10 protein-coding genes are annotated in these 12,111 nt (G+C 57.7%); 2 read left to right on the top strand and 8 right to left on the bottom strand.

Going from position 1 to position 12,111, the window contains the following annotated elements:
* Positions 1–29: 29 nt before the first annotated feature.
* The 8 genes from G5533_RS08275 to G5533_RS08240 all read right to left on the bottom strand — a co-directional run bounded on the left by G5533_RS08275 (position 30) and on the right by G5533_RS08240 (position 9,180).
* The gene (locus G5533_RS08275) at positions 30–950 is read right to left on the bottom strand and encodes a L,D-transpeptidase family protein (protein WP_227341312.1); all 921 of its coding nucleotides are present in this window, start codon (positions 948–950) and stop codon (positions 30–32) included.
* 510 nt (positions 951–1,460) lie between these two features.
* Positions 1,461–2,705 carry a tetratricopeptide repeat protein gene (locus G5533_RS08270; protein WP_216951981.1) on the bottom strand — a complete coding sequence of 415 codons (1,245 nt, stop codon included), beginning with the start codon at positions 2,703–2,705 and terminating at the stop codon, positions 1,461–1,463.
* 11 nt (positions 2,706–2,716) lie between these two features.
* Complete coding sequence (locus G5533_RS08265) at positions 2,717–3,352, bottom strand: energy transducer TonB (protein WP_441254695.1); 636 nt, start codon at positions 3,350–3,352, stop codon at positions 2,717–2,719.
* 16 nt (positions 3,353–3,368) lie between these two features.
* Positions 3,369–3,776 carry an ExbD/TolR family protein gene (locus tag G5533_RS08260; protein ID WP_005338933.1) on the bottom strand — a complete coding sequence of 136 codons (408 nt, stop codon included), beginning with the start codon at positions 3,774–3,776 and terminating at the stop codon, positions 3,369–3,371.
* 67 nt (positions 3,777–3,843) lie between these two features.
* Positions 3,844–4,371: a MotA/TolQ/ExbB proton channel family protein gene (locus G5533_RS08255; protein ID WP_005338936.1), complete on the bottom strand. Its 528-nt coding sequence runs from the start codon at positions 4,369–4,371 to the stop codon at positions 3,844–3,846.
* A 10-nt stretch (positions 4,372–4,381) separates the two neighbouring features.
* Positions 4,382–5,755 (bottom strand): MotA/TolQ/ExbB proton channel family protein, encoded by a 1,374-nt coding sequence (locus G5533_RS08250; protein WP_110303404.1) that lies wholly within the window; start codon positions 5,753–5,755, stop codon positions 4,382–4,384.
* Positions 5,752–6,516 (bottom strand): DUF3450 domain-containing protein, encoded by a 765-nt coding sequence (locus G5533_RS08245; RefSeq protein WP_005343435.1) that lies wholly within the window; start codon positions 6,514–6,516, stop codon positions 5,752–5,754. Before G5533_RS08245 ends, G5533_RS08250 begins: the two co-directional genes overlap by 4 nt.
* A gap of 108 nt (positions 6,517–6,624) precedes the next feature.
* Complete coding sequence (locus tag G5533_RS08240) at positions 6,625–9,180, bottom strand: TonB-dependent receptor (RefSeq protein ID WP_216951982.1); 2,556 nt, start codon at positions 9,178–9,180, stop codon at positions 6,625–6,627.
* Positions 9,181–9,920: 740 nt separating this feature from the next.
* Between G5533_RS08240 and G5533_RS08235 the strand changes: the two genes are divergently transcribed.
* Together G5533_RS08235 and G5533_RS08230 are read left to right on the top strand one after the other, a co-directional pair.
* Positions 9,921–10,946 (top strand): ABC transporter permease subunit, encoded by a 1,026-nt coding sequence (locus G5533_RS08235; RefSeq protein WP_005349436.1) that lies wholly within the window; start codon positions 9,921–9,923, stop codon positions 10,944–10,946.
* 106 nt (positions 10,947–11,052) lie between these two features.
* Positions 11,053–12,096, top strand: coding sequence for an ABC transporter permease (locus tag G5533_RS08230; protein ID WP_421255686.1), 1,044 nt, complete (start codon positions 11,053–11,055; stop codon positions 12,094–12,096).
* The last annotated feature ends 15 nt before the right edge of the window (positions 12,097–12,111 follow it).

The following is a 12,111-nucleotide window of genomic DNA, read 5'->3' as shown; positions in this document are numbered from 1 at the left end:
AGTGCGCGCGGCACCGCCAACTTGCTCAATCAGGGATTGAGGCGGGTCGGCATACCGGTACGCTGTTCCAGCACCTGCTTGACCACGTTGGAGTCAGACTCGGCGTGAGCGATGAAGCGGGTGATGGCCGGTGTCATCGGGAGCGGCACGGAGGCGGTGGAGTTGAACTCCTCCTCGGTGCGTGACAGCGGCTCGTGTACTTCCATGTAGCGACCGCCATCCGGCTCGACCGTGGTCTTGACCGGCTGGTTGACGAACTGGACGCGGGTGCCGACCGGCACGTTGTCGAACAGATACTTGATGTCGTCAGCGCGCAGACGCACGCAACCGCTGCTCACCCGCAGACCGATACCGAAGGTGGCGTTGGTTCCGTGGATGGCATAGAGGTTGCCGATGTAAAGGGCGTGCAGACCCATGGGGTTATCCGGACCGGCTGGCCATACTGCCGGCAGGGTCTTGCCCTGGGCGGCATAGCGACGACGGATGTTCTCGGTCGGGGTCCAGGTCGGATTGGCGCGCTTGCGCTCTACCTTGGTGATCCAGTTCTCCGGGGTGTTCACCCCCAGCTGACCGATGCCGATGGGCAATACCTGTACCACGTTCTTCCCTTTCGGATAGTAGTAGAGGCGCATCTCGGCAACGTTGATGACGATCCCTTCGCGGGGCGCGTTGGGCAGGATCAACTGGTGAGGGATGATCAGGGTGCTGCCCGCTTTGGGCAGATAGGGATCAACGCCCGGGTTGGCTTCCATGATATTGGTCAAACCCAACTGAAACTCGGAGGCAATCTGCTCCAGCGGACGATTGTCCGCAGGCACCACATATTCCAGATTCTCACCGATCAGACGGCTGTTGGCCGCAGGCAGACGGTACTCGACGGCGGCAGCCTGCTGGCTGATCAGCGCAAGTGTGCATAAAAGGGCCGAAGCGGCAGTGCGAAGGGGGCTCATAAAATTCCTGTGTGGTTTCCTGTACCAAATGGGCCGGAGGCCATCTTATCTTCGGTCTGCCGGTGGCGGGTCAACCTGCACCACGGCGCCAAATAACCGAGCGCGCATTCTTTCCCGAGTCGGCCAAAATTTCAACTTCCATATGTTGCTTTTCTTGTTAAAAGTGGCCGTTTTCGGTGTGATGCTTATCAACAGAGCAAAAGCCCCCTTGGCAAGTCGCCATTGAAAGAGAGATGTACAGCATAGCCCCCTCTCTGCGGACCAACCCCGCCCCCTTAGACCACAGCGCTGTGCCACCTGGTGTCACGGTTGCAGCCCTGGCTGAAACGTTTGTCACCTCGGAGGAGATAGGCCAATGTTGACTGTGGCACTTTCATTGGAGCGAAAAGGTGGAAAATAGCGCTTCGACTACAGCAGGGACTGGCTGCCACCATAAAAAAACCGCTCCGAAGAGCGGTTAATGGAGCCACCAGGCAACCATAAAAGGGACTTCAAGCGTTGTCATTGGAATTACTGGACGGCCGCCTCCCCCGCCGCACCACTCTGCTCTTTGAGGAAGCTGATCCAGGGGGATGCCCGACCGCTGACGTTGCCATTCTGAGCCGCCTGGGTGAAGGCGTTGAGGGCCTCCTTCGGCTTTTGTTGCTCAAAATAGGCGACCCCGGTCAGGAACTTGAGATCCGCCCGCTGTTCACCATTTGCATTGGCTGCCGGTTTGGCGGCCAGCGCCACCAGATCCTGATAGCGTTTGCTCTGGATCATCATGCGCGCCATTTTCAGCTGCAATTCGGCGCTCGGGGCCAGCTGGTAGGACTTGGCCAGGGTGTCGATGGCCGGATCCAGCTCCTTGGCCTGATGCCAGTAGTTGGCCAGGGTCTTGTAGTTGCCAGCGCTCTGCTCAATCACCCCGTCCTTCATCCCCTTCTCCATCACCCGTGCGGCGCGATGGGGAATGCCGGTGAAGGCGAGGTAGTTGGCGAGACGCTGCAGCTCGGCAGCCTCGGTCAACATGCCGAGGTTGTAGGCCGACTCCAGCGCCGCCAGCGCCTTGCCATCGTTGCCTGCCTGCATATGCATGGCCGACAGCTGGGTCCAGTACTTCTTCTTCTCCGGGAACATATTGACCAGAGAGGTCAGCACCTCGGTCGCCGGTTTGTACTGTTTCAGCTCGTAGTGAGCGCCCATCTTCAGCAGATACCAGGACTCCGGCGCTTTACCTGCCGACAGCTTGATCGCCTGATCCACCGCCGGGATCGCGTCACGGTACTGCTTGAGCTGCACGTGGGCGTTGGCCAGCGTGATATAGGCATGGGAGTTGGGCTTGTCATCCTTGCCCTGGTTGGCAAACCACTCCTTCATGGTCTTGATCGAGCCCTGATAATTACCCTCAGCCATATAGAGCTGGGCCAGGTTGTAGCGCACCTGCTGGGCCACCGGTGGCGGCAGGCCGCCTGTCGCGATGGCATCGGCAAAGTACTTGGTCGCCTGACCGTATTTCTCCTGCTGGGCGGCTACGAAACCGAGAGTCTGCAATATGACCCCCTTGTCGTAGACCCGATCACCCACGCTGGAGAGTGCCTCCTGCAATCTGGCATTCGCCAGACCGTATTGCTTGTCAGTGATCAGCTCCTGCGCCTTGTTGACCGCCCGATAGGCCCGATCCGACAGGGCCGGCTGCTCGGCGGCCCAACTGGCGGTGCTGAGCAGCACCGCCATGGCGACCGGGGCGAGGATCATCTTGTGTAACTTGTTCATCGCCACCTTCCTTAGTTGACCGCAAACTCGATCTCTTGCTGCATACGGCTCGCCTGCGGCTTGCCATCCACCATGGCCGGTTTGAACGTCCACTTGGCGATGGTTTTGCGCGCCTCTTTGCCGAGGTCATAGCTGCGCGGCTCTTCCTTGACGATCCGCACGTTGCTGACGGTGCCGCGCTCGGTGACGGTGAACTCCACCAGCACCTTGCCGGAGGCCAGGCCCGCCAGCGCCGCCTTGCGGGGCATCATGGGCTCGAAGGTTGCCAGCGGAATGGCGCCGTTGTTGCCACCGACTCCGCCACCACCGCCGCCGGTGCTGTAGGCCCCCAGCGCGTTGCCACCACCGATGTTGACCGGGATGTCGAGCTTGGGCATGTCCATCGGCGCGCTCTCCATCTTAGGCCGATCCGTGCTGGCCACTTCCATCTCGGGAGGCGGTGGCGGACGCTTGGGCAGCGGCGGTTTGGGCAGCTCCCGCTGTTTCTCTTGCAGGGTCTCCTGGGGCTTGAGGCGGATGAAATCGGTCATGCTGACGTCTTCCTTCTCCACCAGCTCCCGGTGATCCGGTGTGATCAGCTTGTTCATTCCCAGAAACAGAAAGAACACCACCACACAGGAGACCGCCAACGATATCAGGTATCTCATAGGTCTCTCTCCGGCATCAGCTGCTCTTGTCTGCCGCGATGGAGATGTTCTGGACACCGGCCATGCGGATCTGATCCATGACCTGCACCACCAGACCGGAACGGGATTCGTTATCGGCCTGGATCACCACGGCGCTCTCCGGGTTTTCGGCCCGCAGCCGCTCGATGTTGGCGCGTACCGCCCCCACCTCGACCACCCGCTTGTCGACCCAGACCTGACCGTTTTCGCGCACCGCGACCATGATATTGCCCTTCTTCACCGTCTCGGCCGTGCTGGCACTGGGACGGTTGATCTCGACACCGGACTCCTTGACGAAGGAGGTGGTGACGATGAAGAAGATCAGCATGATGAACACTATGTCCAGCATGGGGGTCAAATCGATAGCCGCCTCGTCAGCACCGCTGTCGCTGTAACGTTTTCTCATAGCAGAAACTCCTTGCTTGTTCTGTGCCCCCGGCAGGCCATGCCTCGCCGGGGGTATGCATCCTGCATCAACCGTGTTTCAGGTTGTCTTCCAGCTTTTGCACCGCCAGTTTGGCCTTGTGATCGAGCTGGTTGACAAAAAACAGGCCGGAAAGGGCGGCGATCATGCCCGCCATGGTCGGTACCGTTGCCTTGGAGATCCCCGATGCCATCGCCCGCGGCGAACCGGTGCCGGTGATGGCCAGGGTGTCAAACACCTGCACCATCCCCACCACAGTGCCGAGCAGCCCCATCAACGGGCAGAGAGCGATCAGCACCTTGATGACCGGCATCCCCTTGTCCACCGCCATGGCAACCCGTGAGACCAGCTCGCGCCGGATCTGCTTGGCAGACCAGGAGAGATGATCGGTACGGGCCAGCCAGGTGGCCTTGGTCTGCTTCACCTGCTTGGGGTAGACCGCCATGAAGTAGAACCAGCGCTCCAGCAACAGGGCCCACATCATCAGAGTCAGGAAGAACAGGGCGACCAGTACATCGCCCCCCAATCCCAAAAACCGGCGGACCGACTCGACTTCTTCAATCAACCAGAACCACATGGGTGACTCCTTACGCTGCGGCTTTGGAGGCGTGCAGACGTTCCTGATAACGGGCAACGAAACCGGCGCTCTGCTCTTCCAGCACCTGGATCAGACGACGGCTCTGGGTCTGCACAATGGTGTAGAGGAACAGCATGGGCACCGCGACGACCAGACCCTGCATGGTGGTCACCAGCGCCTCCGAGATACCGCCCGCCATCAGCTTGGGATCGCCGGTACCGAACAATGTGATGGCCTGGAAGGTGGCAATCATCCCCACTACAGTACCGAGCAGGCCCAGCAGCGGCGCGACGGAAGCGATCAGCTTGATGATGCTGATGCCCTTCTCGAACTTGGGCACGTTGCGCAGGATGATCTCGTCGAGCTTGGACTCCAGATCCTCGATGTTGTCACCGCGATGGCTCTGGTAGGCCCCCAGCATGTCACCAATGGGGTTGCCCTTGATGATCTGATCAGATTTCAGCTGCTTGCGCATGGACGAGCCGATCAGCGACAGGCGGATACCGCAGAAGATGGCCAGCAGGGTACCGAGCACGCCGAGCACCATGATGACGTAACCCACTTCACCACCCTGATCGATCCGCTCCTTGAGAGTCGGTGACTGCACCAGCAGAGAGAGGATCACGCCGCGAGACGGGTCGATAAAGATGGGCTTGACCCCGTCACCGCCCTGTTCAAACTCGGCGATCGGTGCCAGCACCCCCTTGTCAGGTTGACGGGAAAGCTGCTCGAACTTGCCGGTCTCCGGCACGAAGGTGAGGTACTTGCCTTCGGAGACAGTGTTGAACTCACCGATCTGGGTGACCGTCTTCTCGGCCTGGTTGCCTTCGCCGTAGACCACAGTCGCCGGGATCTGGCTCACCTTGCCACCGTCCACCATGCGGCTGAGGGTGGTGGTCCAGAACGCTTCCAGATCGTCGCTGGAGGGGAGCTCTTTACTCTCGGCCAGACGGGTCAGCAGCGCGGTCTGTTCCGGATGCTCGACCCGACGGGCGGAGGCGTTGAAGATCCCCTTGAACTCACCGGCGAACTGACGCAGTACGCCGAACATCTCACCCATGTTGCCGGAACGCTGGCGCAGGGTTTCAGTCAGCTCGGTCAGCTGCTTGTCATTGGCATCGAAGGTCGCCTTGAGCTGCTCGCCCTTGGCGGTTTCGGCAGCCAGCTCGGCCTTGGCCTTGGCCAGCAGCGCCCCCTGCTCGTTCTTGTCAGCCAGGAAGCGGGCTTCCCGCTCCTTGTTGAGTTGGGATTCGCTCAGGCTGGAGGCCTTGACCTGATTCAGCAGCGCATTGAGATCCACCGGTTTTTCGGCGGCGGTCACCGGCAGGGTGACCAGGGTTGCTCCCGCAATCAGGGAGGCAATCGCAAGTTTGATTCCTTTCATGATGCTTTCTCCGCAGTTTGAACCGGCAGCTTGATCAGAGCGGGAGGCGCCTGCTTCTTGGCGATGCGAAGGCCCTGTTCAACCGCACTGCGATACTCCTGGGGCAACTCTTCCCACTGGCGAGTCTTCTTGTTCCACATCCCGGTCTCATTGCCATCCGGGGATTGATAAAGCAGCGCGATGCGGCCAACCCGCAGGAACTCGTAGGTCTTCTCGCTACCATCCTTGTCCAGGCTCGCCTTGTAGGATTCGATGGTGCGGCTGAAGCCCTCCTCGATCTGGTAGGCCTCTAGGATCTTGCGGTACTTCTCGGAGATGGTGACATCGGCACGGTTCATCAGGTCGGTCAGGGCTGCTACGCGGTCCTCGCGCTCGACCTTCTGGAACGGCAGATCCAGCGCCACAAACTGCTCGAGGGAGTCGATCATCTTGAGCATCAGGGGGACAACTTCGGTGCTGGTCTGATCAATCTGGGCGATCTGCTTTTGCATCGACGCCAGCTCGGCACTCTGGGACTCGACCATCTTGCTCACCTGCTCGTTGTAGGTGCGCAGACTGTCGACCTGACGCAGGGCTGCCTTGTACTGAGCCAGTGCGGATTCGGCAGATTCGGCATAGCTGTCGATCTTCTGCTGGGAAACTTTGGATGCGTTGTCGGTGGCGGCTTGAGCGTCCACGGCCTGACCGGCAGTGGCGGCACTCAGATTGAAGCTGGTCAACAAGGCGGCCGAAACCAGGCTGCCAAGGAGCGCTTTCTTCATTGTAATGGTCCTTGTCTTCATAGGATTACCCTATCTCCGTAACTTCCTTGGACGTTGGGCACAGCCGGCCCGACCGGGCCGACTGAGGTTGTATATCAACGGGGTTGATTAGAACTTCTGGGTGTAGTCGATGTAGTAGACCCGTCCGTCAATGCTGTAGAGGTATTCATCGTAGGTGTAACCATCATTTGACAGGGAAGGTCCACGGTTGAACATGTTCTTCACGCCGGTCTGGATCTTGGCATTCCAGCTGGTATCGACCGCAACGTTCAGATTCCAGATGGTGTTGGAAGCAATATGGCCCTCTTCCTTGTCATCCACATAGTCCTGGCTCTGGGAGTCGATATAGTTGGTGCTCAGGTAGGTATCCAGATTCCACAGCTGTGGGAAGTTGGCACCGATCCCGGAGTTGAAACGGAAATCGGGTTTGCCATTCCAGCCCTTCTTGTCAACCATTGGGCCACCAGCAAACAGACCTTCCTCATATTTCAGGATGTAGCTGCTGCCAAAGTCGTAACGCAGGGTGAAGGAGTTGAAGTCGTACTTGTAGTCCGCCTTGAAGTCGATACCACTGGTCTTGAGTTGCCCCAAGTTGACCATGCCGGCATAGACCTTCTCGACATCGCCGTTGGCGTCACGAATGACGTTCGGGTTGCTGCCGGTATTGAGCTCCTGATAGAACTGGGTCTGGGTGGTAGCCAACTGGATCACGTCATCAATCTTGATGTAGTAGTAATCGAGCGACAGGTTCAGATTGTCCAGCGGATTGTAGGCCGCCCCGATAGTGAAGGTATTGGCGGTCTCTTCCTTCAGGTTCTTGTTGGATTGGCGCGTTGTCTCGTACTGCTCTTCGGAACAGTTTGCAATACCATTGGCCTGGCAGTAGACATAGTCCTTGGCAAAGTCCGCTGACTGGGCATCCGCCGCATAGAGATCATTCAGACCCGGCGCGCGGAAAGACTGGGACCAGGAGGTACGGAACATCAGCTGGTCGAGTGGCTGATAACGCAGACTCGCTTTGGGCGAGAAGGCGCTGCCAAAGTCGCTGTACTTGTCGTAACGACCCGCCAGGTTCAGCTCGATCTGCTCGGTGATGGGGATCAGGCTCTCGATGTAGGTGGCAAACACATCGCGCACACCGCTACCGGAGTTGCCGGATGAACCCAGTACGTTACCCGCTTCGGACTGGCTGTCGTAGGTGTCGGAGTAAACCCAATCGTTATACTCGGCACCCAGATACCAGCTGACCGGGCCAGCAGGCAGTTCGCCCATCTCCCAACCCAGACCGCCATACCACTGGAAGAAATCCATCTTGGAGTTGCGGCTGGTGGTATAAGAGAGATCCTTGGTGGCATCAGCGGAGAAGCTGCCGTTGACGAAGTTTCCACTGTTTACCTGAGTCTGAACCGCCGGCTCCAATACATAGCCATTACCAATACTCTGGTTATCTGTCTTGGAGTACATGTAACCGGCGTTCCACTCCAGATCGCCAACCGCCTCGGTCGGAACCACCCCTTCAAAACCCAGGTTCAGAGTACCGGTCAAGTCGGTCACTTCGTTGTCACGGGGACCGACGTTGTTGAAGCGGTAGTAAACCGTCGCAGCCTTGGCGGTGCTGAAGTTGTTGGCAGACAGGACTGCAGCGCTTTCAGGGGTGGAGCCATCCACGGTGAAGGCACCTGCAGCAGGGGCGAAACGACCAAAACTGGTGACCCGGGAACCAATCATCTGTGGCACGAAATCCACATTGTCGTTGATATGGTAGCGGCCGTTGACATAGACGGTGTCGCGAGTACGCGAGGCGGTCTTGGCTGCGACCTGGGCAAAGTCGAAGCGGCAAGCCGTACCCTTGGTGACAAAACCGGCGCCGGTGCTTTCACAGTCGACCCCATTCAGAGTACGGGTTACGGTCTTGCCAGTTGCCGCGTCTACTCCCTTGATATTGCGACCATAGAGGCTAGGAGACTCAGCCCCCTGCTTGGCCAGATAGTCACGATCCTTGTAATAGATCTCGTCTTTCACATCATGCTCGTAGACCATCATCAGGGAACCTTTCTCACCCGAAATACCGCTGACGATGGAACCACTCTGTTCGTCACCACCTTCCTCGGTCGGTGAACCGACGCGCCCCTGGAATGACAAACCTTCAAAACCCTCTTTGAGGATCACGTTGATAACGCCACCGATGGCATCAGAACCATACAGGGCAGAGCCACCGTCCAGGTTCACTTCCACCCGCTCAACGGCCGCCATGGGGATGGTGTTGAGGTTGATGGCGGTGCCCCCCATGGAGGGAGAACCGGCGATACGCTTGCCATTGAGCAGCACCAGTGTGCGATCTTCACCAAGGCCACGCAGCCCTACGGTGGCTTGTGACTGGGCTGAGCTACCGGAGGATGGAGAGAAACCACCAAAGGAGTTGTAGGAGGCCTGTTTCAGATAATCAGCCACAGTCTGCTGGCCAGACTGTTCAATTTGGGCCTTGCTGACAGAGACAACCGGAGTCGCCCCCTCAACATCAACACGAGAGATACGGGAGCCAGTGACTTTGATTTTCTGCAGTTTTTCGACGTTCTGCCCTTCTTCGGCAGATACGGATGGGGCCGCCGCAAGGCTCGCCAAGGCGAACGCAATCGCAGCAGAGATTCTGCTCTTCCTAAGCATCGCTTATATCCTTCCTGGTTGTTTATTGTTTGCTTCCTGATACCGCCCTCTTTGGAGCGATGCGTAAGGCTTATCAATCTTTGACTGGCGACGTCAATGGAGTGGGGGGATCGGGAGGGTGAGATGTGGAATAAGCGGAGTGTATTAATTTTGACCGGCATAATTAGTGAATAATTCTGCCAAAAACATCCCGCGCAATGTGAAATCGTTGTTAAAACATGTAAAAGACGCTGAATTAAAAGTTGATGAACTTATTTGTTTACGTGTTGTCTCTTTATATCTTATTTCGATTTATTGGCAAAAATAAGAATAAAACTCTATTTTAATTATTATTGTGACTGACCACTCCGATGGGGGAGATAGATAAATTTGTCGAGATGATATCGTTTTCCCTTCTTTGACAGCAGAAATAAAAGCACTTAAAATTCAATCACATAAACAAAAACAAGATTCAAACAAACAGCTGTTTATATTTTTTAAAATAATGTTGAGCAGTAGCGTTTTGTTTTGATTTTCACTTTTCAGATAAAAAACGTCATTTTTCGGTGCTTTTGGTCTCAGCGGGTCATTTGTCCCAGTTTTCCATTTCCTTGTACTTGATTTTTGTTGCAGAGCTTTTACAGTGGCCAAGCGGATTGTCTGCTGTTTGGCAACCAATCCAGCGCGTAATGCCAGGAAGGACAGGCCCGTCACCGGATTTGACTGGCCGCAAAAAAGAACAACAAGGACGAGGTTCCACCATGCTGTCGTATTTCCTACGCCGGATGCTTTTGATCATCCCGACGTTTCTCGGTATCACCCTGCTCGTCTTCACCATCACCCGTTTCGTGCCGGGCGGACCGGTCGAACGCATGCTGCTGCAAGCCCAGGTTTCCCAGAATGAATCTGGCCGCTCCAGTGGCAGCAAGGGGGCGCAGGCCCTCTCCGATGAACAGATCGAGGAGCTCAAGGCCTTCTATGGCCTCGACAAGCCCATGCTGGTCGCCTACTGGGAGTGGCTGCAGAAGCTGGCGGTACTCGATCTGGGCGAATCGACCCGCTACTACGAGCCGGTGTGGGATCTCATCAAGGATCGGCTCCCGGTCACCGCCTTCTTCGGGCTGGCGACCTTTCTGCTGAGCTATGCGGTCTCCATTCCACTGGGGGTGGCGAAGGCGCTCAGGCACAACAGCCGCTTCGACTCGTTGAGCTCCATGCTTATCTACATGGCCTATGCCTTGCCCGCCTACGTGGTGGGGATCTTCCTCATCACCGTCTTCGCCTTCCATCTGGAATGGCTGCCAATGGGCGGTTTTCCGGGAGACGACTTTGAGTACATGGAGAGCAGCTGGGATCAGATCCGCACTGTCTTTGCCCACGCCCTGCTGCCGCTTATCGCCTACGCCATCGGCGATTTCGCCATCCTCACCATGACCATGAAAAACAGCCTGATGGAGAACCTGTCGGCCGATTATGTGCGTACCGCCGTGGCCAAGGGACTGCCGTTTCGCAAGGCGGTCACCGACCACGCCATGCGCAACAGCCTGATCCCCATCGCCAGCCACCTGGGGTCTGTGCTTACCGTTTTCTTTGGCGGCTCCTTCCTCATCGAGACCATCTTCAACATCGACGGCATCGGCCTGCTCGGTTACGAGGCGATCGTCGAACGGGATTACCCCACCGTCATGGGCATTCTGGCCATCACCTCCATGCTGATGCTGATTGGCAATATCGTCTCCGATATCTGCGTTGCCCTGGTTGATCCGCGTGTGCGGTTTGGAGATTGACCATGAACCAGACCTCTATTGCCATGCCGATGCTGATATCACGCCATATCGTCTCCGATATCTGTGTTGCCCTTGTTGATCCCCGCGTGCGGTTTGGAGACTGACCATGAAGCTCAATCCGGTTACCTTGAAAAAACTCAAGCGCTTCAAATCGATCAAGCGCGGTTACTACTCCTTCATCATCTTCACCACCCTGGTGCTGCTCTCCCTGCTGGCGGAGCTGCTGGTCAACAGCCGGGCGCTGATAGTGAGCTATCAGGGCCAGCTGCACTTCCCCACCTATGGCGATGTGATCCCCGGTCAGCAGTTCGGGCTCGATTACGAATACGAGACCAACTACCGCCAGCTCAAGGCCAAATTTGCCGCAGAGGGCCAGGGCGACTGGGTGCTGCTGCCGCCGGTGCCCTGGAACCCCTACGAGCAGGATTTCAAGGAGGATGCCTACCCGCCTTACGCCCCCAGCGCGGCCGAGCGCCACTTCCTCGGCACCGACACCAGCGGCCGCGACGTGCTGGCGCGACTGGTTTACGGCTTTCGCATCGCCATCGGCTTTGCCTTTATCGCGCTGGCGGCCAGTTACGCCATCGGGGTCACCATCGGCTGTCTGATGGGCTTTCTCGGCGGCCGCTTTGACCTCATTCTGCAACGCTTTATAGAGATCTGGTCCCAGGTGCCGTTTCTCTACGTCATCATGATCCTGGTGTCGCTGGCCAAGCCCAACTTCGGCCTGTTTGTCGCCATCAACGTGCTGTTCGGCTGGATGGGGATCACCTGGTATATGCGCACCCTCACCTACAAGGAGCGGGCGCGAGACTATGTGATGGCGGCGCGAGCGCAAGGGGCGACCACCGGGCGGATCATCTTCAACCACATCCTGCCCAACACCCTGATGATGATCGTTACCCTGGCGCCATTCGCCGTGGTGGGCAATATCTCCACCCTCACGGCCCTCGACTATCTGGGCTTCGGGCTGGCACCGCCGACCCCGAGCTGGGGGGAGCTGCTCTCCCAGGGCATCAACAATCTGGATGCCATCTGGATCGTCAGCTCGGTGGTGGCCGCGGTGAGTCTGGTGCTGATCATGGTCTCCTTTATCGGTGAGGCGATCCGCGAGGCGTTCGATCCGCGCATATTTACCCGTTACCAATAAGCCAGCCGATGCCAG

This window comes from Aeromonas sp. A600620, assembly GCF_029479985.1.
In the GTDB taxonomy this organism is placed as follows: Bacteria; Pseudomonadota; Gammaproteobacteria; order Enterobacterales; family Aeromonadaceae; genus Aeromonas; species Aeromonas veronii_A.
The sequence above is the reverse complement of the archived record's forward strand: the minus strand, read 5'-3'. Positions and strand labels throughout refer to the sequence as shown.

Coding starts and splice junctions, on each gene's coding strand:
- G5533_RS08255 (WP_005338936.1), bottom strand. CDS start 4,371: ATGTGGTTCTGGTTGATTGAAGAAGTCGAGTCGGTCCGCCGGTTTTTG.
- G5533_RS08240 (WP_216951982.1), bottom strand. CDS start 9,180: ATGCTTAGGAAGAGCAGAATCTCTGCTGCGATTGCGTTCGCCTTGGCG.
- G5533_RS08270 (WP_216951981.1), bottom strand. CDS start 2,705: ATGAACAAGTTACACAAGATGATCCTCGCCCCGGTCGCCATGGCGGTG.
- G5533_RS08250 (WP_110303404.1), bottom strand. CDS start 5,755: ATGAAAGGAATCAAACTTGCGATTGCCTCCCTGATTGCGGGAGCAACC.
- G5533_RS08235 (WP_005349436.1), top strand. CDS start 9,921: ATGCTGTCGTATTTCCTACGCCGGATGCTTTTGATCATCCCGACGTTT.
- G5533_RS08265 (WP_441254695.1), bottom strand. CDS start 3,352: ATGAGATACCTGATATCGTTGGCGGTCTCCTGTGTGGTGGTGTTCTTT.
- G5533_RS08275 (WP_227341312.1), bottom strand. CDS start 950: ATGAGCCCCCTTCGCACTGCCGCTTCGGCCCTTTTATGCACACTTGCG.
- G5533_RS08260 (WP_005338933.1), bottom strand. CDS start 3,776: ATGAGAAAACGTTACAGCGACAGCGGTGCTGACGAGGCGGCTATCGAT.
- G5533_RS08230 (WP_421255686.1), top strand. CDS start 11,053: ATGAAGCTCAATCCGGTTACCTTGAAAAAACTCAAGCGCTTCAAATCG.
- G5533_RS08245 (WP_005343435.1), bottom strand. CDS start 6,516: ATGAAGAAAGCGCTCCTTGGCAGCCTGGTTTCGGCCGCCTTGTTGACC.